Annotated in this window: 18 protein-coding genes; 8 read left to right on the top strand and 10 right to left on the bottom strand. The window is 38.3% G+C overall.

The annotated features are described in order from the left end of the window. Positions 1–78: 78 nt before the first annotated feature. On the top strand, positions 79–699 hold the full coding sequence (locus QL986_RS06760) for a TetR/AcrR family transcriptional regulator (RefSeq protein ID WP_008464339.1): 621 nt from the start codon (positions 79–81) through the stop codon (positions 697–699). Positions 700–1,007: 308 nt separating this feature from the next. Next, positions 1,008–2,630 carry a diacylglycerol kinase family protein gene (locus QL986_RS06755; protein WP_290191367.1) on the top strand — a complete coding sequence of 541 codons (1,623 nt, stop codon included), beginning with the start codon at positions 1,008–1,010 and terminating at the stop codon, positions 2,628–2,630. Positions 2,631–2,672: 42 nt separating this feature from the next. Here the strand turns inward: QL986_RS06755 and QL986_RS06750 are convergent, their stop codons facing one another. Both QL986_RS06750 and QL986_RS06745 read right to left on the bottom strand, forming a co-directional pair. Further along, complete coding sequence (locus QL986_RS06750) at positions 2,673–2,981, bottom strand: VF530 family protein (protein ID WP_008112331.1); 309 nt, start codon at positions 2,979–2,981, stop codon at positions 2,673–2,675. Between the two features lie 97 nt (positions 2,982–3,078). Then, entirely contained in the window at positions 3,079–3,381 is a 303-nt protein-coding gene (locus QL986_RS06745; protein ID WP_290191366.1) for a DUF1496 domain-containing protein, read from the bottom strand. 104 nt (positions 3,382–3,485) lie between these two features. Here QL986_RS06745 and QL986_RS06740 point away from each other — a divergent pair, with 104 nt between their 5' ends. Beyond that, complete coding sequence (locus QL986_RS06740; RefSeq protein WP_008112333.1) at positions 3,486–3,719, top strand: TIGR02647 family protein; 234 nt, start codon at positions 3,486–3,488, stop codon at positions 3,717–3,719. 9 nt (positions 3,720–3,728) lie between these two features. On the opposite strand, the gene maiA is transcribed toward QL986_RS06740, so the two are convergent. Together maiA and hmgA are read right to left on the bottom strand one after the other, a co-directional pair. After that, entirely contained in the window at positions 3,729–4,358 is a 630-nt protein-coding gene (gene maiA, locus QL986_RS06735; RefSeq protein WP_290191365.1) for a maleylacetoacetate isomerase, read from the bottom strand. Positions 4,359–4,365: 7 nt separating this feature from the next. Next, complete coding sequence (gene hmgA, locus QL986_RS06730) at positions 4,366–5,667, bottom strand: homogentisate 1,2-dioxygenase (RefSeq protein ID WP_273002633.1); 1,302 nt, start codon at positions 5,665–5,667, stop codon at positions 4,366–4,368. Positions 5,668–5,697: 30 nt separating this feature from the next. Here hmgA and QL986_RS06725 point away from each other — a divergent pair, with 30 nt between their 5' ends. Beyond that, a complete protein-coding gene (locus QL986_RS06725) occupies positions 5,698–6,243 on the top strand; it encodes a MarR family transcriptional regulator (RefSeq protein ID WP_290191364.1) in 546 nt (181 codons plus the stop codon). A 54-nt stretch (positions 6,244–6,297) separates the two neighbouring features. Here the strand turns inward: QL986_RS06725 and QL986_RS06720 are convergent, their stop codons facing one another. The 3 genes from QL986_RS06720 to QL986_RS06710 form a co-directional block, all read right to left on the bottom strand. Next, the gene (locus QL986_RS06720) at positions 6,298–9,417 is read right to left on the bottom strand and encodes a TonB-dependent receptor (RefSeq protein ID WP_262976648.1); all 3,120 of its coding nucleotides are present in this window, start codon (positions 9,415–9,417) and stop codon (positions 6,298–6,300) included. A gap of 327 nt (positions 9,418–9,744) precedes the next feature. After that, positions 9,745–12,951: a TonB-dependent receptor gene (locus tag QL986_RS06715; protein WP_036985049.1), complete on the bottom strand. Its 3,207-nt coding sequence runs from the start codon at positions 12,949–12,951 to the stop codon at positions 9,745–9,747. A 43-nt stretch (positions 12,952–12,994) separates the two neighbouring features. Then, a complete protein-coding gene (locus QL986_RS06710; RefSeq protein WP_290191363.1) occupies positions 12,995–13,849 on the bottom strand; it encodes a S1/P1 nuclease in 855 nt (284 codons plus the stop codon). A 235-nt stretch (positions 13,850–14,084) separates the two neighbouring features. Here QL986_RS06710 and QL986_RS06705 point away from each other — a divergent pair, with 235 nt between their 5' ends. Then, positions 14,085–14,954, top strand: coding sequence for a hypothetical protein (locus tag QL986_RS06705; RefSeq protein WP_036954974.1), 870 nt, complete (start codon positions 14,085–14,087; stop codon positions 14,952–14,954). Next, complete coding sequence (locus QL986_RS06700) at positions 14,954–15,901, top strand: hypothetical protein (protein WP_290191362.1); 948 nt, start codon at positions 14,954–14,956, stop codon at positions 15,899–15,901. Before QL986_RS06705 ends, QL986_RS06700 begins: the two co-directional genes overlap by 1 nt. A 170-nt stretch (positions 15,902–16,071) precedes the next feature. Here QL986_RS06700 and ushA read toward each other — a convergent pair whose 3' ends face one another. Both ushA and QL986_RS06690 read right to left on the bottom strand, forming a co-directional pair. Beyond that, positions 16,072–17,691, bottom strand: coding sequence for a bifunctional UDP-sugar hydrolase/5'-nucleotidase UshA (ushA, locus tag QL986_RS06695; RefSeq protein ID WP_290191361.1), 1,620 nt, complete (start codon positions 17,689–17,691; stop codon positions 16,072–16,074). A 75-nt stretch (positions 17,692–17,766) separates the two neighbouring features. Next, a complete protein-coding gene (locus QL986_RS06690) occupies positions 17,767–17,961 on the bottom strand; it encodes a hypothetical protein (protein WP_013463154.1) in 195 nt (64 codons plus the stop codon). 295 nt (positions 17,962–18,256) lie between these two features. On the opposite strand from QL986_RS06690, the gene QL986_RS06685 reads away from it, so the two are divergent. Further along, the gene (locus tag QL986_RS06685) at positions 18,257–19,000 is read left to right on the top strand and encodes a peptidylprolyl isomerase (RefSeq protein ID WP_290191360.1); all 744 of its coding nucleotides are present in this window, start codon (positions 18,257–18,259) and stop codon (positions 18,998–19,000) included. A 310-nt stretch (positions 19,001–19,310) separates the two neighbouring features. Here the strand turns inward: QL986_RS06685 and QL986_RS06675 are convergent, their stop codons facing one another. Then, on the bottom strand, positions 19,311–19,730 hold the full coding sequence (locus QL986_RS06675) for an MAPEG family protein (RefSeq protein ID WP_290191359.1): 420 nt from the start codon (positions 19,728–19,730) through the stop codon (positions 19,311–19,313). A gap of 153 nt (positions 19,731–19,883) precedes the next feature. Here QL986_RS06675 and QL986_RS06670 point away from each other — a divergent pair, with 153 nt between their 5' ends. Continuing rightward, positions 19,884–22,766, top strand: a complete 2,883-nt coding sequence (locus tag QL986_RS06670) for an insulinase family protein (RefSeq protein WP_290191358.1) — start codon at positions 19,884–19,886, stop codon at positions 22,764–22,766. The last annotated feature ends 89 nt before the right edge of the window (positions 22,767–22,855 follow it).

Raw genomic sequence — 22,855 nt, 5'->3', positions numbered from 1 at the left:
GTTTAGCGTTTATTTTTTGTGATCAAAGCAGTAAACGCTAAATATTTCGAGTTGAGAGACTCGATACTGGAGTTTCAAATGAAACCTAAAAATAAAAAACACCTAGATCCGGTGCAAGCACAAGCGCGTCGCGAGCAGGTATTAACCGCCGCTGCTGATTGTTTTCGTCGCAAAGGCTACCATGGCGCAGGTATGGCAGAAATAGCTAAAACAGCCGGGATGAGTGCCGGCCATATTTATAATTACTTTGAAAGTAAAGAAGCCATAATTGAAAGTATTATTGAACAAGATATGGAAGAAATGTTTTCCATATTTCAAGAGTTTGAAGATCAACCTGGCGATATTTTAACAGTGTTACTTGATGGCTTACACCATGGTGTGCAGCGTCATATGGACACGGGGGCCTGCGTAGTTGACTTAGACATGATGGCAGAGGCCAGTAGAAACAAAAAAGTCGCTTTATTACTACGCGAGGCTGATACGCAAGCACGTAACAGAATGCGTGATTTATTAGTCAGTGAAAGTAGTTTAATAAAATCACATTCAGAGCAAGAACTCGAAAGCCGCATTAATGTGATTTTCTCAGTGATGGCCGGACTGCTATTACGAAAAATGTTATTTCCTGAATTGACCGAGGAAACTGTATTGATTGCACTGCGCCCAGCGATGAAAACATTACTTATGCCATTTGATAAATAATAAGTTGAAGCATTAAATAACTATGAATATTTGACTGATATTGTTGTAAATATGAAAGAGTTATATAAATTAAGCTGCTTTTATTTAAGCGTAATCAATAAAAACTGAGTACGATGTTTTAGCGTGAAGTCATTCCTTTTTATATTATAAAAGCATTGATTAACAGTGGGTTATAGCCAATTGATGTGATATCAACGCCGGTGGCGAAACGACAACAAACAAGATAAATTGCTTTTTTGGCGTATTATTTGCAAGTTAGGACTATATTAAAGGCGCTAATATGGCGCTGCCAACTTAAAGGAGAGCTCATGTGGGCTGCAGTCAGTTATCTTGTAACAGCATTAGTATTTATAGTACTGGGATTGAAGGTTAATTCTGTTTACTTCGCGGTTGCATTTTTTTGGACGGCGCTGTCGCTGATATTGGTCAGCGGTGCTTATTTTTTTAACGCAGGAAAAGTATTTAGAAAACGCGAAAATGGCGTTATCCCTTTTTACATTCGTTGGGCATTTGTTCCTTTTTTGTTAGGTGCACAAATTTATAATGCATGGTCACGCAAACACGATAAGGTACCCCCAATTCAACAAATAAACGATAACTTATTTTTAGCATGTCGTTTGTTTCCCTCTGATATAGATACATTAAAAGAAAATGGCATTACCGCTATTTTAGATGTGACTTGTGAATTTGATGGACTTGAGTGGACATCTACCCAAGAAAATATTAGTTATTTAAACATTCCTGTTCTTGATCATAGTGTGCCTACTCACTCGCAATTAAACCAGGCAATTAACTGGATCCATCATCATATAAAGAAAGACCGTCGTGTTGTGGTGCATTGTGCATTAGGTCGCGGACGTTCGGTGTTTGTTATGGCAGCGTATTTATTGAGTCAAAATAAAGAAGCTGATGTACATGACATTCTTGCTCAAATTAAAGAAACACGTGAAACAGCCAATCTTAATAAACGCCAATTACGCCATTTAGTTAAGCGCCACCGAAGAGGTGAGCTACTGATAAAAAATAAAGCATATTTAATTGCTAATCCTGTATCAGGCACTAAGTTATGGTCTGAAAAAGAGCATTTAATCGTTACACGTTTATCTGCTTATTATGATTTAACCATTTTAAAAACTACACCGGAACAAAACGGCATTACATTGGCTAAACAAGCTATAGAGCACGAGCCTGATATTATAATTGCCTGCGGTGGAGATGGCACAGTCACTGAGGTTGCGAGTGTTTTAGTGGGTACGTCTTGTCGATTAGGAATTATACCGTTGGGGACAGCTAATGCGTTGGCCCATGTGCTGATGGGAATAAAATCTAAATTTATTCCTGTTGAGCAAGCGTGCGATTTAATAATTGATGGTCAGACAAACCTGATCGATACCGCATATTGTAATAACGATTTGATGTTATTGCTAATTGGCATTGGCTTTGAGCATGCAATGATTGAAAAAGCAGATAGAGAGTCGAAAAATAAAGCTGGCCAGCTTGCTTATTTAAATGGTTTTTTACATTCCTTTGGCGAGAATAAAGCGCAAAAGCTGATGGTTAAACTCGATGATAATGAGCCTGAAGCTATTAATACAAATAGCTTTATTGTCGCTAATGCTGCCCCATTTACAACCCTTTTAGCCCAAGGTGGGGGACAACCCGACCACCGTGATGGATTATTAGACGTAAACTGGTTAACGCCAAACAAAGACAATGAAACCACAGTATTGAGTATTGCTGAGCTAATGTTTAGCAGTATCACGCAAACACATTTTGCTATTAACTCGCATTATACTAACGCAAAACGTGTAGAGATAAGCGCAGATAAAACGCTAGATTATGTAATTGATGGTGAGGTTAAATCTGCCGATAAAGTGGTAGTGAGTATTCACCCTGCTTCATTGAATGTAATATGCCAAGAACAAAACTAACTGACTAAAAATGGCGTAAATATTACGCCATTTAGCACTCATTTATTTTTTAATAGAGGGCCATACAAAATCTGATGTATCAGGTTGCGTGGGCTCTGTTAGTTTTGGTTTATTTCTGGGTTTTCGTAGCGGTTTATTACTCATGGTATGAATATAAAGTGCTTCTACTTTATCTCTTGCCCATGGGGTTTTACGTAAAAATTTTAAGCTTGATTTGATACTCGGAGAATCAGTAAAGCATTTTATGTTTACTTGTTCACCCATTGCTTTAAAGCCTAAAAGTTGCTCTAGTTCTACAAGAATTTGCTCTAAAGTTATCCCATGTAGCGGGTTTTTTGGTTGATTATTCATAGTCACACTGCTTTTTTAAACTGCATGTATTGTAACGTATCCCACCGCATCTTAATAGTTTGGAGATGGCTGGCAGATTCCAGATTGTTAATCTTGATTAATTTACAGTAATAGTTGCAGGCTTCTTGGGGTAAATAAGGTTACCTTGCTTATCAAGCTTTAGCCAAATCAATTGACTGTTGTTATGTTGGGGGTACTTTGCAGCACAAATAAGCGTAACTGAGTGAACCTGCAGTATAGCTCCTTCGCTGTAACGTTTATTATCATACCAGCACTCAGTGCTAGTGTTTATAAGCTGGGTAGCATCAACAATAGGAAGCGTTTGTATTGTGTTAGCGTAGCTTAAAGCTGAAAAACACAAGCATAAAACAGCAATAATAAAAGTAAAATAATAACGCATGAATAACCTCAAGGTGTTTAAAATAACTACACTTAGCAAAAAAACATGCTAGGGTAAGTAAGACAACATAAGTAAAACACAGAACAATAAAAAGGTGAACAGATATGCTATTTAATCAAACCATGATTGACGAATTTACACTACTAGCAAAATTTCCACGCGAGAGCAAAATGCAGGGAATTAAACTTCATTCAGACGCTGAACCCGCCTTACTAAGCGCAGCACAACGTTTGTTCGATAAAGGGGTTATAGATAGCCCAGATGGTGGCTATTTAACCGAACTGGGCTTAGATTTAATTGAGCATGTCACTGTAATACACAGTGCACTTAAAAGTTAATTTACTCTATTAGTTTGCATCAGGTTGATTTTCAGGGGCTGCATCAATAAAGGCTGCCAACTCATTACAACGCTGATATATGGCTGCTATTTTAGGGTAGGCAGCCATATCTACTTTAAAACGAATGGCATTAAATACCTGCGGTACTAAACATACATCAGCTAAGCTTGGCGAGTCGCCTGCGCAAAATGTGTTTTTGCTATCTAGCATGCGTTCTATTTTTTCAAAACCCACTTCAACCCAGTGGCGGTACCATTTATTTTTTGCTTCATCATCAACATTGAGTTCACTACTTAAATACTTAAGCACACGTAAATTATCAATCGGGTGAATATCACACGCAATTGCATAACTTAAATTGCGAATATGTGCTTTTTGCCATGCATTACCAGGCAGTAATGGTGTTTCAGGATATTGCTCTTCAAGGTACTCTAAAATTGCTAGAGATTGACCTAATATGCCGTTTTCTGTTTCTAAAGAAGGTAAAAGTCCTTGGGGGTTTTTCTGTAAGTAATCTGTGCTTTGTTGCTCTGATTTTAGTAAGTTTACCGGCACCAACTGGTGAACAATATTTTTTAGGTTTAATGCGATGCGCACACGATACGCTGCAGATGAGCGAAAATAAGTATAAAGCTTCATAATCTAATTACCCTTGATTGCCGTTAAAGTGTTTTTTAATTGTGCGCCAGCAGTCAGTGTAATTAGCTTGGCGCTCTTTACCTTCTAATGCGTATTTAGTCGGTGAAATGACATAACGGGATTCAAACATAAACGCTAAGGTATTTTCGTATTTTTGTGGAACCAGTTCCGCATTAGATGCTTTTTCAAATACATCCGCTTCAGGTCCATGCGGAGACATACAATTATGTAAACTTGCGCCACCTGGCACAAAGCCATGCTCTTTTGCATCATATACACCTTCAATTAACCCCATAAATTCACTCATGATATTACGATGATAGTAGGGCGGACGAAAAGTGTTTTCAGCAACCATCCAACGCGGTGGAAAAATAACAAAATCAACATTAGCCATTCCTTCAGTAGCTGATGGCGAGGTTAAAACGGTAAATATAGAAGGATCCGGATGGTCAAAGCTTACTGTGTTCATTACATTAAATCGCGATAAATCGTATTTATAAGGCGCGCTATTACCTGTCCATGCAACAACATCGAAAGGGGAATGCTTAATCTCACAGCTGAATAAGTTGCCATTAAATTTTGACACCAGTTCAAAATCACCTTCTTTATCTTCAAAAGCTGCAACTGGGTATTGAAAGTCACGGTCGTTGGCATAGCCGTTTGCACCAACAGGGCCTCGCTCTGCAAGCTCCAAAGCATGACCATAGTTTTCGCAGATATAACCACGGGCCGTTGATTGTATTAAATCAACAGAAAACTTCATCCCTCGGGGTATGACTGCAACTTCACCTGGTTTTACACAGAGCTTACCGCATTCTGTATGCAGGAGTAGCTCGCCTTGTTGGGGTACAAATAGCATTTCACCGTCAGCGTTGTAAAAGTAGCGATCGACCATAGACTTGTTAGCAACATAAACATGAATACCGATGCCAGATTGCCCATTAGCACTGCCGTTAGCAGCCATTGTTATGAGTCCATCTAGAAAATCAGTTGGCTTTGTAGGAATTTCAACGGGGTTCCAGCGAAGCATAGTCGGAGGTGTTACGGCTTCAGTTATAGGCGCAGTTCGAATCAAGCCGTTATCAACAGCGGTGTAATCACCTTGCACTACCGAAGGGCGTAACCGATACAGCCATGTTCTGCGGTTAGCTGCTCTAGGCGCGGTAAATGCTGTAGAGCTAAATTGTTCAGTGTAAAGATCGTACTTAACTTTTTGAGGAGTAAATTGCCCTATAGGCAAGGCATCGGGTAGCGCTTCGGTTTCAAATTCATTACCAAAACCGGTCATGTACTTTAACTGTTCTGCCATTACTGACTCCTGTGAGAGAAGGCTAGTTTTATGTTTTATTTATTTAAGTTAAGATACTCTCAAGTGAGAGTAATTTCAAATTGCTCAATGAATGTGTATGTAAATATAAATGAACAGCGAGTAAACCTATTTAACGGGATAACAATGAAACTGGATTTAGACACTTTTTTAGCATATCAACTAATTAATGTAGCAAGTTTGGTAAGTAATGACCTTGCTAAGGTATACCAGAGCAAATTTGACTTAACGATACCTCAATGGCGAATTTTGGCGAATTTAGCGCAATTTGGTCAAAGTAATGCCAAAAATTTATGTACGCAGGCAGATATGGATAAATCGACCGTGTCGCGTGCAATAAAAATATTAGTAGAAAAAAAGTTGCTAATGACTCAAATTAATTCAGAGGATAAGCGCGCAGCCATACTTTCATTAAGTGAAGCTGGAAAGGAGATGTATAAAAAAATAGTACCCGAGGCGTTAAGGTGGGAAAAAGAACTATTGGCTTCGTTGAACACACATGAACAAGATTTATTAATAAGCGTACTTAATAAGCTAAAAAATAAATTGCAGGCATAAAAAAGCCCATCAAATGATGGGCTTTTATAATTTTAACTAATCTGACAATTTAGATTAGAAAGTGTAACGTACACCTACACGCATTTCCCATACTGAAGCACCAGTTTGTACTGAAGTATTAGCGTTATTACCGTTAAAGCCTGAGTAAACGTAACGACCTTGGTCATCTAAAGATGTTGAGATCATGCTTGCACCTACGAAAGGACCTTTCTTAAGAACGCCCCAGTCATCATTTAGCATGTTTGTAAGGTTGTCGATTACAAAGAATGCTTCACCTTTATGACCTTCCATAAAGCCTGGTAATTCTTGTGTAACTTTAAAGTTGAACTTAACAAACCAGTCAGCATTTTGTTGGTTACGACCTGCGATTTCACCACGTTTAAGCCCTTCAGATGCAATGAAGTCGTTGAACTCATTGATTTCAGCTGCAGACATGTCGTATACAACGTTAGGATCGTTTTCAAGTGGAACGTATAATAACTGACGGTTACCATTCCAGTTGTTATCGCCCCATACATTACGGTCACTTCCGTCAAACGTGAAGCTGTAAGGTAGGCCTTTGTATGCTTCACCGTAAAGGTTAAAGCGTGTTTCAAAGCCATCTACAAACTCATGTTTGTAACCAAGCGTCATAGTAAAACGATGCGGAATTTCATAATCTGAAGACGCAACACCTGGGTTACCTGGATTAGTAAGCGCGATGTTACCATAGTTAGAACCGGCTACAGAGCTAGTCATTGGGTTTACATCGTCTGCATCTGTGTATGCATAACCAAAACTGAAGTTAACGCCGTTATCAAACATTTTGCTAACTGCTGCAGAGATAACTGAAGAATCGCCGCTATCGCCACTAACATTAGTTAATAAATATTCGTTACCACGGCCTTCGATAGACTCGTAAATTGGGCGACCATCAAACGTAGTTTCACCGCTATCTTGAAGTGCGATATCACGCATTAATGCAGCGTCTTTTTTCTTCGAGTATAAGTAATCTACAGAGATTACGTATTCGTCTTCAGTTGTGTATGTAGCACCAAGTGAATATTTCCACTCTGAAGGAATTTCAAAATCAGGGTCTACAGCATTAACAGTTGCATCGCCTACACCAATTTCAGTGTTTGCAACAATATCGAACATTTCTTGAGGTACGTCAAAACCAGGAGTACCGCCGTTTACGTTAGCTGTGTTAAATAAATCTACACCACGGAACTGCGTACTAATGTTTGTAATACCGTCGTTAGAATACGAATTAGATAGCCATACGTTCGGGTTACCACCAGAGAACAAGCCTAAGCCAGCACGAACTTCAAGTTCGTCAGTTGCATACCATTGGAAGCCAACACGTGGTTGCAGTAAGTCAATACCGTCGAATGTAGACTGGTTGCTGAAACCATAACGGCTTGTGAAGTTTTGGTTAAAGTTAGGTACGTCGTCACTTGTGTACTTGTCGTAACGTAAACCAAACTGAATTGTTGCATCTAAGTCAGTAAACGCGTATTCGTCTTGTACATAAAATGTGTGTTGAGCATATTTAAAGCTTGCAGCCGCATCATTCGGGTTATTAGTACCTGCAGCATTGTTGTAGTAGATACGCGCTGCTTGACCTGCTTCAAAGTCGTCAATTGAGTCAAAGCGCCACTCACCTTCTGTTTGCTGTACGAACAAGTTAAAAACAGATAGCTCTTCAAACTCGTAACCAGCAGTAATTGTGTGTTGATCTAAGTAATAAGTACCAGCAACTTTAAATGTAGTTGTGTCGTAATCTAGGTCGTTTGATTGACGAGAATCATCAGGACCAATGTAAACCGTACCACCATTATCAGTGCGGATTTGCATTTCACCAAAGCTGCTTGCAGCATCTAATGACTGAACCGTTGCATCTAGCTCTGATTTACCTAAACGAATTTCAGTAGAAAAATCGTCTGACCAATCAGAATATACAGAACCAATGATTGATGTAAACTCAGCACTTTGATTATAGAAGTGGTTTGATAAAGAAACGCGGCTAGAACCAGTATCAGACTGAGAAATTGTGTTACCGTCGTTGTAGTTATAGATTAAGTTTGCACGGTGATCTTCGTTGATGTTCCAATCTAGTTTTACTAAGATTTTTTCATCTTCAACAGGCATGCTTGATGGCATACCGCCAGCATCGTAGCCGTAAACTGATTGAGAAATACTCTGAATGCGAGATACGTCATCAGCTGTAACACTACCACTGCTAAGACCGTCGTAATTAAACTGGCGAACACCTTCAAGTTTTTCGTATGAAGTGAACAAGAATAATGTATCTTCAACAAGCGGAAGGCCTACGTTGAAACCGTAACGTTTTTCAGTGTAGTTACCGTTATCAACTTCATTACCTTCAATTTCGTCGCCTTTCATTGAATCGTTTGTGTAATCGAAGAAAACACCACCGTGAACGTCGTTGCCACCAGATTTAGTTACAGCGTTAATGTTACACGATGTAAAGCCACCGTATTGAACGTCAAAAGGGGCTAGCTCAGCTGAAACTTGTTCAATAGAGTCGAAAGAGAAAGGGGCACGGATAGTAGGGTAACCGTTTGAGCTTAAACCGAAGTTATCGTTCATGCGAACGCCGTCAAGCGTTAAGCTGTTGTAACGTGGGTTACCACCACCACAGTTGATTGAACCACGGCTATCATCAATTGTGATACGTGGGTCAATACGGATGATGTCTTTTAAATCACGGTTGATAGCTGGTTGGTTTTCAAGATCCGTTAGCGTAAAAGTAGACGCAGGACCTGTACCACCAGACATAGCACTGATAGGGGCACCCGTAACTACAATTTGCTCGATGTTAGAGATATTCTCTAAAGAAGCATTTACCGGGTAATCGTTACCAATGTTAAGAATAATGTTATTGAACTCTTGGTCTGCATAAGTGTCAGAATCTACAACTACTCTGTATGGACCACCAACACGTAGGCCTTTAGCTGTAAAGTAACCAGCATCATTAGTTTCAGTTGTTTTAACTGAGCCTGAAGGAACGTGTAAAATAGTAATTTTAGTTCCTGCAGCAGGGTTACCGTTAGGACCCTTTATTTGACCTTTAATTGCAGAGGTTGTTTCGTTTGCAATTGCAGCACCACTCACACCAACACATGCTGCTATAGCAAGTGATAGAGCTGTTTTGCGAAGTTGAATTTTCATTTTATTTTCCCGTGTAGTTAAATAAACTTTTAATAGCTTTTTTATTTTAATTTTGGATTAAGCGACCGCAAAATACACTTTACCCAAAATACTTACATAGTGTACCTCATTTGTTTGTTACAAATAAAATACAACTGTAATTTTTTTATTATAAAACACTTTATTTATGAAATTTAGCATTTTATCTATGTTTCAATATTTTACCGTTCAAATAGTAAGTAGTTTTTATGACAAACAGATGAAAAGTGATTTTTTCCATAAAAAAAGCCATTACATGCATGTAATGGCTTTTTTAATTTTACGAGTTTTTGATGTACAGGCTATGTATTAAAACTTATAGCTAACACCAATTTTAGCTTGCCAAGCTGATGAGCTAGTTTGATATTGGCTATAGTTACGAACATCAGCGCCATTAAATCTGCTATCAATTATATAACGACCTTGATCGTCTAACCCGCCAAAGTCGTAAACTGCTTGGTCAGAGAAACCTAAGCGCTTTTCTACGCCCCAGTCACTGTTTAATAAGTTGGCAAAGTTATCAATCATAAAGTAAACCTCACCGCTATGACCTTTTGCAAAACCAGGGATCTCTTGTTTAACGCTAATATCCATAGTGGTAACCCATGGTTGCGTGCCTGAGTTACGGTCTAAGATTTGGCCTCGCTCAGAAATACCCGCTCTATTAAGTAGTGTCTCAAGTTCACTCCATGATAGCCCTGATTCATCCCAATTTACATTGGCATCATCTGCACCAGTTGGAATATACGCTAAATAAGCTGAGCTTGAATAAAAGTCACGCGTATCACCTAAGTCACTATCTTGATACATACCCATAGTATAGCTAAATGGACGACCAGAGCGACGTTCGAAATACACATTAAATCTTGTGGCATAGCCACTGAAGAACTCAGTGTTATACGCTAAATTAACTTTAAAGCTATGCTCTACTTCATACGCACCACGGGCAGCAAAGTCTTCATTTCGGCTCTTAGTGATATTGTACTGATAGTTGCTTTGTGCACGTGATGAAGAGCCTGAAGACGCTTCTGTTACATCTTGATGTGCATAGCTTGCTGAAATATAAAGGCCATTTTCCCACTCTTTAGCAAGTGCTGTTGAAATAATAACAGAGCGACCATCATCAGTTGAGTTAGTCATTGCGATATCAAAGTTATCAGCTAAATCACCGCTGTAAATACTTTCATAGATGATACGCTCGCCGTCGGCCGCTACACCTACAGGTTTTATGGCGGTGTTATGCCACACAGCTTCGTTTTCTTTTTTGTGATAAGCAATTTCTGCTTGCCATTTAAAGCCTTCACCTAGTAACTCAGAATCAAAGTCGTACTCAAATCCAAGTTGTGCACGAATACTTGACGGTAGTTCAAAGTTAGGATCAACATAGTTTGTGCTACCTGCACCTTGAACTAAAGAGCCTTTTATGGCATCTGGTACTTGAGTGATATCAGCTTGATTATTAGCATAATAATCGTTAATAGCACTTTGAGGTGCATCTACAAAAGTAATGCCATCGTTTTGGAATGAGTTATTGTACCAAACGTTAGGGATACCACCTTGGAAACGACCCACGCCACCGTTAACTGTTAATGCTTCTGTAGCGTAATACTTAAAGCCAATACGCGGTAGAATAATATCTAACCCATCGAGGTTTTCTTGATTGCTAAAGCCATAGGTGTTTAAAAAGTTTTCGTTGAGTGTTGGTTTATCATCAGAAGATAAACGCTCATAACGAACACCTGCTGTTACTTCTAAATCATCACCAACATAAAAAGTATCTTCAATGTAAAGTGCTAATTGATTACGGGTTGCGTCGTAAGCGGTGTCATTAGGGTTATTTGTAAAGGCATTGCTGTAGCTAAAATCGTACTTTCCTTTGTAGTTACCTACTTCACGATTTTCGAAACCATTAAAGTTATCAAATTCCCATGAACCGAGTGAGTTAGCTGCAAAAAGGTTGTATAAGTTTAACGACTCATATTGCATACCAAAGTTAATTTCATGCTCGTCCATTAAATAAGTGGCATCAAGAGAAAGTGTTAAATTTTCTGTTGCTGAGCTATTTGCATGGCGAAACTCATCGGTACCAAAGTTATAAGAAGGCCCGCGGAAGTATTCTTCAACTTTAACGCTACCAATATCAGAATTTGTTAAACTTCTCGATGATACATCTTTGTATGCAATACCGATTTCAGTTGAAAAGTCTTCGTTCCAATCTGAATATAGCTTGGTAGCAAAGTTATTAAACTTGGTTGCGTAGGTATAACGACTTGATGCAAACTGAACTGATGTGCCACCAGTACCAAAGTTTGTTTCATCTTTGTCATCTTGCCACTGATAGGTAAAATCTAAGCGATGATCATCAGCAATGTTCCAGCTTAATTTTACAAGTAATGTTTCGTTGGTGTCTTTAGGGTCGCCTCCAAGAGAGTCTGTTAAGCCGTATTCGTTATTTAGAATATTAAGGAAACGGTTATAGCTTTCTTCACTCACATCGTATTCGTTGGTTGCGCCTGAACCTTCAAAACCATAATCTAAATCTAGTTCGCTTGACCATTTATTGTAGTTAACAAAGTAAAATAAGGTATCGTCTATAAGTGGGCCGCCAACATTAAAACCGTAGCGTTTTTCAGTTTGGTTAGGTTCTACTTGTTCAACAATGTATGTGCGGTGACCATCGTCATCTAAAACAGGGCGGTTATCAGCAAACACTTGAGATATGCTGTCTACATCGCCAGCAATATCTGGTGTTGATGTTTCGTAAAAACCAGAAAACTTAAGTTCGTTAGTACCTGACTTAGTTACCGCGTTAATAGTACCACCACCAAAGTTGCCTTTAGAGGCTGAAAATGGAGAAACATCAACAGAGATCTGCTCAATCGCATCAAGGGCTACAGGGGGCTGCGAAGTAGGGTAGCCGCCGTAACTTAAACCAAAGTCGTCATTTTGGCCAATACCATCTACAGTTAAACCATTTGTACGTGGGTTGCTACCGGCAAAGGTTAGCTCGCCGCTACCATTAATACTAGCAAGTGGGTTTAAACGTGCGATGTCTTTAATGTCACGATTAAAGCTAGGCATGTTGTTGATGGTATCTTCACCAAACGTGCTGCTAGAACCACCCGATTGTTGGACAATTTTATAACCAGACACTTCAATTTTTTCAATATTGAGTGGTGCTAATTGCGACGTTAATCGGTAAGTTTCGCCAAGGTTTAAAAAGATATTTTCAACGGTGGTATCGTTAAACGTATCAGAGTCGATGATCACTGTATATGGTCCACCAACACGTAAACCATTGGCTATAAAAGTACCACTTTCATTAGTGGTTAGCTCACTGATTGTGCCGGTAGGCTGATGAACGACCTTAATTTTAACGTTTGCAGCGCTCGCACCTGAAGGTGTGGTTATTTTACCACGCATTGCAGACGAGGTGTCAGCAGCCATAGCGCTTGTTGAAACTCCTAGAGCAAGAATTACTGCTCCAGTTAATTTCGAAAGGCGAAGCTTAGTCATAATGTTGATTTCCCATTTAGATGATTTAAGTTAGAAACTGAATTTATTTTTTGATTTGCTGTGTTAAAGCCATTTTTGATTTCTTGTTAGTAGGATCAAATAATGTATTTAACAATCCAGCTAAGCGAATACCAGCTTGTTGCAAGCGGGTTTTCACTATAGGGGTGTTAGTGAAAATATAGTCGTAGCTAATATTCTCATCTGTTGATTTGTATATTTGTAAAGCAAGGTTATGTGACTCTTCAAGCCAACTTGTTGGGGTACTGTGTAAATACTCGCTAATTAGCTCGCTGTTGTTGGTATTTATAAACTGAGCGTATTCAGTAAAAGATAAGTTTTCGTTTTCTACTAACTTGGTATCCCATAAGCTATGTAGATTGGTTTGTTGGTTAAAAAAAGAAACCTTAACGCGATTCCCGCCTCTATCTTCAGCTCTACCTGCATGAAATGGTTGATGGCTGTCGCCGACTAAGTGCACTAAAAAACGTAAACTAAACTGCTTTGCTGCAAGGCTTGATTTATCATCCTTCAATACTTTAATTGAATAGTGAATGCCTTCTAATATGTTTGTTACTGATTCTTTGTGTTTAGTGTGGTCGTGGTCAAAACTAAAGGTCGCGTTGTCATCAGCATTAATGTAATGCCAACGAGATGATTTTTTTTGCCAAAAATCACCTGGTGCAGAGCGCATTTCATCTGGCCATGTTGAAATTTGTGCTAAAGATTCACCATTAAGATAAGGAATAAGTGCAGCTTTAGTGTTTTCGCTTATGTGCGACTCTGCAATTTTCCCAACGACGCGGTGGCCATTTTGCCCCCAAGCATTACAATCTGTGCTTGCAAATATTGCACTAATTAAAAGTGTTAAAGAAAGCGAATATTTTACATTTTTGTACATTGAAGCATCCTAGTAGTGTGACATTTATTTTGTAAACGCTGATAAGGTCAATTGTCCTCATTTTTTTAGTTGATAGAAAGGACTCAATAATATTCATATTTTCTTGTTTAAAGTTGTTTTTATTCAATGGCTTGGGTTTGACAGGTAAAATTACCTATTGTAATAAGTAATTAAAATTGTTCAAATGAGCTATTACTCTAATTTAAACGGGTGTTTTTTGAATATTAAGAAGTTAATGTTGCATAAAACAGCAATTGTTACATTTATGTTTCTGGGCGTGTTGCTAAGTTGGTTTTCAGGTCAAGTTATTGTGGGCGAGGAAGATATAACGTTTCCAGTAATAATAGAGACATCAACGACATGTCAAACAACGGCAACGGCTAATAAGAGTCAACTTATAGTATTTACCCCCTCAAAATACGTTGCTCAATTACTTACTCAAAATCTCTGTGGCGACAAAGTAGTGGCAAAACAGTATGGCTCTGTCATTGGCTATTGGGGATATAGAACCGTTGATAGCTTAGAGTTTGTAGGTAAAGGTATTGCAGATTTAATTTTAGCGAAAAATAATATTATGGATGCGTTTAAGGCTGAATCTACTTACAACTATCAGCCTGTGGTCGGCTTTTCTGATTACACTGCATTTTTTATCTCTTCAAAAGAAAAACCTAAGATCAGCAAACAATATTTTTTAGATAAAAAAATCGGTCTGTTAGATTATCCAACGAGTCGCTCAGGACACATTTTACCCAAACAAGCCTTTAAAGAGCTAGGCCTAAACATTGCTCAGCTAAAAATAACCTATGCGAGTTCACACAATGAGTTGAGAGAATTATTGGCGAACGGGGAAGTAGACCTTATTGCCTCTTTTTGGAGAGAAAGTGACAGTCAGCGTTTTTCAAAAAATTATATTACGCCTATTAGTAGTAATGTGGCAGGCACCCGTTGGTACTTAAAAATGCAGCATAACAATACTGATTTACTCTGTGCTGTACAGTCTCACTTATTGAGTATGTCTAAAGAACAATCGTTTCAATATTATCAAGATGTTGAGCCATATTGGCAGTGCAACAGTTACCCCGTTACCTTTATAGGGGAATCGTAATGAATAGGTTAATATGGATAATATGCACAATTTTTTTATTCTTGGTTTTCTCGTCTGTTTTTTATATTTCGACAATGCAAAAACAACAGCAAGTAAATAAATTACAAATAATACAAATAGAAAAACGAATCGCTTTAGACTTACCTTTGTTAGATTTATCTAATGAGCTGCTTAAACACTCAGGTAATAAAGCAGCTTTACTTAATTATATTCAAACCTTAAACACCTTTATTGATAGAACCGGTATTAAGGTTGTAGCTATAACGCCACTGCATGAATTTGATGCTTCTTTAAAAACTTACACAGAGTTTATTCGAGAGTTAAATAGTAATAATGGTGTGGTGTTTATTGTTTTGTCTTTGAGGCAGCCGTATTTTACGGGTGATGTGGTAGCTATTTATGGGATGCTTTTTATTCTTAGTATATTACTAACATACTTAATAAAATTGGCCTATATTAAAAAAAGTGATGAAAAACAGGTTGTTCACGCAGAATCAAATACTACAGAGTCAAAACCATTAACCCTGATTATTGATTTAAAAAGTAAAACATTATCGAGTAGCGTTTCTTTGGAGCACCAAGTAGCTTTGGCAAACAAACCGTTATGTTTTTATTTAGCGCTTGTGGAATACTGCACTAACAATCCAGAGATCAAGCTTAATCATAACAAGAATGTACCCGAGGAATTGATAGAGCTTGCCAATAAGTATTTCTATCGTTTAGTTGAGCTTGGTCATACAGTAAGAAAACGTCCAAACTTTAATAACAGTCTAGAGAAAACATTAAGTGAAATTCGTGCGGCACTGGATGACGTGTTAAATGATTGCCCTGAGCAAAAGGGATTATACTACCCACCGAAAGCATTTGGAGAGGGCTCACGCTCACGAATGCACAGTTATGGGTTAGCAAATGTGGGTCAAGGAAATATAGAAATAATAGGAAAGTAATCGTGCTTTGCTACTTAACCATAACTCTGATTAAGAGAGCTACCAACTTAAATAGAGTGTGAGAGGTTTGTGGGTTGAAGTGCGCTTAAATTGGCTTGGTGATAACATAAACCTGAATTATGAGTGTCATTACTATATCAATGACACTCACCACTGTTCAATACAGATTACTATTTAGGTGCAAACTCATGTGCATCAACAGGGCTGTGCTCTGCAAAAAATCGTTTTAATGCCTGAGAGTCCGTTTCATCGGTGCTTACGAATCCTTTCATGTGAGTAATTTTAGGGTAACTATCGCCACCAGAAGCATTATATTCATTAATACTCATGCGGTATGTTTTGTTTATATCAAGCGGCTTGCCGGCGATGAACACGTTAGTTAATTGATCCTCTTTAAGTTCAAAGGCTAAGTTGTGATATTGCATATAGGCACCAGAGTCTGGTGGAAAACGTGTCACGACATTTAAATAGGTTAAAATATCATTGCCTTTGAAATCGATATAAGCGACACGGTTTTTAAAAGGCTGTACTTTGAGTATGTCTTTATAACTCACGTCACCCGCATTGATGCTATCGCGAACACCACCACCACTGATAATGCCAAAATCGGCACCTACGGTATTCATTTGCGCTTGAATAATAACGCGAGCAAGGTTAGTTTGCTCAAAGCGTACTTTGTTACGATCACCCTCGAGTCTGTCATTCACAAAGCCAATTTTACCTTCAATTTGTTTTGCCCCTTTTTGTTGGTACGCCGCTAAAAAGGTTTGTAGCGCTGGATCTGGTTTAATGTAATTTGCGGCAAGTACGGATTTTACGCTACCGTCTTTTTGCTTTTTATCTACGTATAAATTAACGGGCAATAATTGATAACTTAGCAATGATAATTGACCGTTTTCTAATTTAAACTCCGCTTTACCCACATACTTACCCCATTCATGGGCTTGCATTATCCAGGTTCCATTTTGTCGATCAGGTTTACAGGCTAAACCTGGCTTAAAATTCTCATCTGTGACATTTTCTGCAGCCATACACACTGGCTCTTGGGAATGGCCACCAATAATCATATCAAGGGCATTTTTATCTAAAGAGCGGGCAAGCGTAACATCACCTGGAGCATTTATTCCATAATTGGCATCTACATAATGCCCCATGTGCGTTACCGCAATGGTAATGTCAGGATTGTATTTTGCTTTTAATGTTTGGGTAAGTGAGGCGGTTATTTCAACCGGATCTTTAAAATCTAAGTGGCCAATGTATTGCGGGTTACCAATTTTAGCGGTGTCTGTCGTTGTTAACCCAATTACAGCAATGGTTAAGCCGCCTTTGTTGAATATTTTATAACGTTCAAAAATAGTTTCGTTAGTTTGTTTATCAAAGATATTAGCTGATAAAAGAGGGAAGTTAGCCCATTGCTGTTGCTGTCTTAATACACTTAATGGATTATCAAACTCATGATTACCTAATGCCATTGCGTCATAGCCAATTTTCGACATGCCTCTAAAATCAGGCTCAGCAAATTGTAGGTCTGATTCAGGGATACCAGTATTAATATCGCCACCTGATAATAATAACACCTGATGCCCTTGTGCTTTTGCATCGGCTCTTAGCTGGTCGATTAGGGTTTTACGCGCAGCCATACCATATTCGCCTTTTTCATTATGCCAAAAACGACCATGATTATCATTGGTATGAAGAACAGTTAAATAGTGTGCTGCAGGTTTATTGACTGAGTCACTGGCACAGCCATATAAACCAAGAAATAAAATGAGAAAAACAAGAATACGCATAAAATACCTATCGATTAACAAAACTCAGTATAGTAGGCGGCTAGTTTAAACTAGTTCGAGGTTAAAAAAACGCACTTATTCATATTTTTCAGCCAATGAGACTTCACGTTGCTGCTCTACAACCCGTTTTCTGCGTGCGAGCTCATCATGTGCGTATTGAGATTTTTGATGATTTACATCAATCATCCATTTCAAAAAGCTGACGGGAAGCTGGGTGTATGGTTCACCTTGGTGTAGCCCAAAGTCACAAATAGTCGTGTTGTTTGCCATTATATTTACTCCTATCACTGTGTAGGCTGATAATAACAAAAAAAGAGTGATTGATAAGGGGCTTTTTAAGTACCTTGCTAGGCTTAAAGTTAATTAAAAAAGAATCACCGTGATGTACACCAAGGCACTCAGACAATTAACTCTCCATAATGTGTTTAAAATTAAAATGTAAACAGTTGTAACTGCGGTGTAATTACTTTGATATGAATTGTAGCGTTAAGTACTTATGTATCGATTTATAAAATGAATAACACTACTCTATGACGCCTAATGACAATAAAAAATAGGAATAATAATGAAGAAGCTTATCTTAGTGTCAATTTTAACTGCAGCGAGCTTTTCAAGCGCAGCAACCATAGTCGAAATGCAAACGAGCCAAGGAACGATAGAAATTAACTTGTTTGATCAACAAACACCTAAAACAGTAGAAAACTTCCTAAGTTATGTTAATGATGCAGCGTATAACCAAACAGTAATACACCGCTCTGTTGATAAGTTTGTCATTCAAGGAGGAGGTTTTACTTTTTCTGACAAAATGGATCCCATTACAACCAAGCCAGCGGTTATTAACGAACCTGTTTACTCTAATGTAAAAGGCACAATTGCCATGGCAAAGCAGGGCGGCAATGAAAACAGCGCCACTAGCCAATGGTTTTTTAATATGAGTGATAACAGCCAAAACTTAGATTTACAAAATGGTGGGTTTACCGTTTTCGGACAAATAACAGCACAAAGCCAAGAAACTTTAGATAAAATAGCGGCCTTAGTTCATTGTGCAGAGGTACCATTGGTTGGTATTACTAAAGAGCAATGTTCAGATGAAAATGTAGTTATTAGTAATCAAAACTTAGTGTCAATACAAACGGTGGTTGTGCTTGATGACGACCCTAATTCAGCACAAAATTTAACACCTAAAGAGAATACATTAATTGATAACGTAGAAGTGACACCACCACAAAGTTCAGACTCTAGTGGCAGTATGGCATGGTTATTAGGCGCACTATTGCTTGTAGCACCTAGGTTAAAACGCACTAAATAAGCCGTAAAAATAACGGCGACTTATCATAGCCGCCGTTTTTTTAGTTAGGGTCTGTTGATCTTTGCGGATTACAATTTGTTCAAACTAGGGGCGGTTTAATCGCGGCGCGAGGTTTGTAACCTAGTGGGCTAAGTAAAAACCGAGCAACAAAGAGTAAACCGCCCCTAGGCAGAACCCGAAGGGCACCGCCTGTTTGGCATTGATGCTGCGTTATCGCCTATTTATGGGGAATAACCACACCACATAGGCTCTGCCTTGCCTAAATACCAAACAGACTGCTGCAAATTTAACCTTGAAAGGTCATCAGACCCTAGTTGTAAAGTACGCTCACCAGTAACATTACCCACATTACAAACACAGCTAAGCAGCCTAGCAAAAATACTCTAAAACGGGCTCTTAAATGATTACTACCAAGGTGAATGATGCTATGAATAATGCGTGTTGCTACAAATATACACGCCAATACTGCAATAGGGACACTCGCCATATTAAGCTGTAAAGCAAGTAAACAACCCGCATAAAAAAGCACAGGTATTTCAAATTGATTGCTAAAATTACGATCAGCGACTCTGACATGATCGCCCGCATTATCAAGTCGCATAGCAGCAAAGTCACTTAACTGTATGTGTTTGTTTTTAGCCGCCGCAAAACGTCGTTTTCCCATTATTACCATCACAACTAATGAAAGTGTTACCTGAACGAACATGGCTATTATTATTATCTTTTCCATAACTTACCTTATTATTTATATTAACTATTCACAATGTGTTACACAATTAAGTACTAATTAGTAGCATAGTATTAATTGATAATGGTAGTTTATAAGTGATTTAGTCTTTTTATAACACTAAGCCCATATTTAACAGCAATGGATATAACTAAAATGAAACACATCATCGGCTTAAGTGCAATTGCACTGGCAATATTAAGCGGTTGTTCGAATACCGCCACTCTTTCTCAATCATCACAAACATCACTTTTATCACCAACGCTTGTTGTAAGCCCTAACGATAACCGTGAATATAAAACACTAACACTTGCCAATGATATTGAAGTGATTTTAGTTTCTGATCCAAGCGCAGAAAAATCAGCTGCTTCATTGAGTGTAGGTGTCGGCCTACTGCACGACCCAATGAGCCAGCAAGGTATGGCGCATTATTTAGAACATATGTTGTTTTTAGGCACTGAGCGCTACCCTGACACTAAAGGGTACTCCGATTTTATGACTAAAAACGGCGGAGCGCATAATGCCTATACGTGGCTCGATATTACAAACTACATGTTTAAAATTAATAACGATGCGTTTGATGAAGGCTTAGACCGCTTTTCAGACTTTTTTAAAGCCCCTAAGCTTTACCCAGAATACACAGAAAAAGAAAAAAACGCAGTGAATGCTGAGTGGTCAATGCGTCGTGAAATGGACTTTTTTGGCCAATTTAAACTTGCACGTAAAATGATGGGTGAACACCCAGCTAATCGATTCTTAATTGGTAACCTTGAAACGTTAGGCGATAAAGCTGATAGTTCGTTACATAAAGAAACAGTCGATTTTTACAATAAATATTATTCATCAAATATTATGAAAGTGGCGTTAATTTCTAATTTACCACTTGAAGAAATGCAGAAAAAAGCAGAAAAATACTTCGCTGATATTAAAAATAAAAATATTGAAAAGCCAAAAGTATCAGCCAAGCTAGATTTTGATAATGCCGGTGGTAAACGTGTTTTTTACTCGCCAAACGAAGACGTTAAACAATTACAGCTCGACTTTACAATCACTAATAATCAAACTGAATTTGCAGTAAAACCTAATCGTTTTGTTGCCTATTTACTTAGCAATGAAATGCCAGGTAGCCCAGCACAAATATTACGTGATAAAGGCTGGGTATCGCAGTTATCAGCGTCTGCTTCACCAAATCAATATGGTAACTATGGCTCTTTAAATGTGAACATAGAGCTGACTGATGAAGGCATGAAAAACCGCGAAGCCATTGTTGCGACTATTATGCAATATATTGATTTAATTAAACGTGAAGGTGTTAATAGTAAGTACTTTAATGAAATTCGCACCTCTTTAAATAATCAGTTTAAATTTTTAGAAAAAGGCGATGAGTTTAACTACGTCAGTGCGCTGACTCAAAGCATGCAAGATTACCCGTTAAATCATGCGATAAACGCACCGTACTACTACGCTAAGTTTGATGCTGATGCGGTTAATAATGTACTAAAACAACTTAACGCAGATACCTTACGTGTTTGGTATATTTCTCAACAAGAAGATACTGATTCACAATTACATTTTTATGATGGTAAATACCGAATTAGTGATATTAGCGACGCAGAAATTGCCAGCTGGGAAAAACCAAGTGAATTTAATTTAGCCTTACCAAGTGTTAACAACTTACTGCCAGAGAGTTTTGCAATTAAAACGCAGGCTTTTAAAGAGCAAAAACACCCAGAACTTAGCTATGATAAAAACGGTGTAAAAATCTGGCGCCAAGCAAGCCAGCAGTTTGCAGAGCAACCCAAAGGTTTAGTTGAGGTGTATATCAACACACAAACAGGGTTGCGTGATATTAGCTCAACCGTCCTTTATTCTGTGTGGGCAGATTTATATAACACTCAATTAAGTCAGCTACGAACCGAAGCGGCTATTGCCGGTATGAATGTTAATTTAAGTTCAAGCAATGGCTTAGTTTTATCATTAAGTGGTTTTACCGATAAACAAGATACCTTACTTAAACAAGCGTTAGCTGGATTTGACGATGAAATTTCAGCACAAGCGTTTAATCAAGCGATTGACCGTTATCAACGTGATTTACTCAATCAGCAAAAACAGTTCCCGTATGCACAAGCGTTTAGTGAATATTCAAAACTGACTCGAACCGGTAGTTTTGATACTGACGCGCTTATTAAGGCTGCTCAATCACTGACACTCGCTGATTTACAAGCCTTAAAACAAAACACCTTAGCGAATAATAACTTACGCGTATTTAGCTATGGTAACTATAATCAAAAAGATATTGATGCCATTGCTGCTGAATTAACGGCTATTTTACCAAATAATCATACAAAATCTGAGTTTGCTCGTAGTAAAGCTTGGTTACCACAACTAGGTGAAGCGCGCGTATTACACAAAGATATTGATGTAGCCGATGTAGCCGTTGTCGATATGACCATTCACCCAACGCCAGGTTACAAACAAAAAGCGCAGGCGGCGGTTTTACAAGGACACTTTAGAACAATCGCGTTTGACAAAATGCGTACCGAAGAACAACTAGCTTATGCGGTAGGTGCGTTAGCGCGTCCTATTGAGGATTACTCTGGTATTGGTTTGTTTATTCAAACACCGGTTAAAGGACCAAAAGAAATTCAAGTACGCTTTGATAAGTTCAAAAAAGAGTACGCTTCTGAGCTTAATGCCATGAGTGAAGAGACATTTGCACAGCTTAAAAATGCAACGTTGGTCTCGTTAAAAGAACAGCCAAAGAATTTAAGCGACGAAATGAGTCCATTGATTAACGATTGGTACCGTGAAAACTTTGATTTTGATTCAAAACAAAAGCTAATTGCAGAAGTAGAAAAGGTCACCCTTGCTGATATTAAAGACTACTACCAGCAAACCATGTTAAATCCACAAGCAGCCCGCTTAAATGTGCAATTACGTGGCAGTAAGTTTAGTGATAGCGAGTTTGCTGATTTGCCAAACCAAACTAAAGTGACGAGTTTAGATGCTTACTACAGCGATATAAAATTGCAAAAGTAAGTTGAAATTACTCAAAAACCAAACAAAACCCAGCCATTGTTGACTGGGTTTTGTTTTAACGGCGTTAATTATGGTTTTAGTAAAATGGC

It is taken from the genome of Pseudoalteromonas sp. APC 3250 (assembly GCF_030407915.1).
Lineage (GTDB): Bacteria > Pseudomonadota > Gammaproteobacteria > Enterobacterales > Alteromonadaceae > Pseudoalteromonas > Pseudoalteromonas tetraodonis.
Note: the sequence above shows the minus strand (reverse complement) of the source record. Positions and strands in the feature narration are given on the sequence as shown.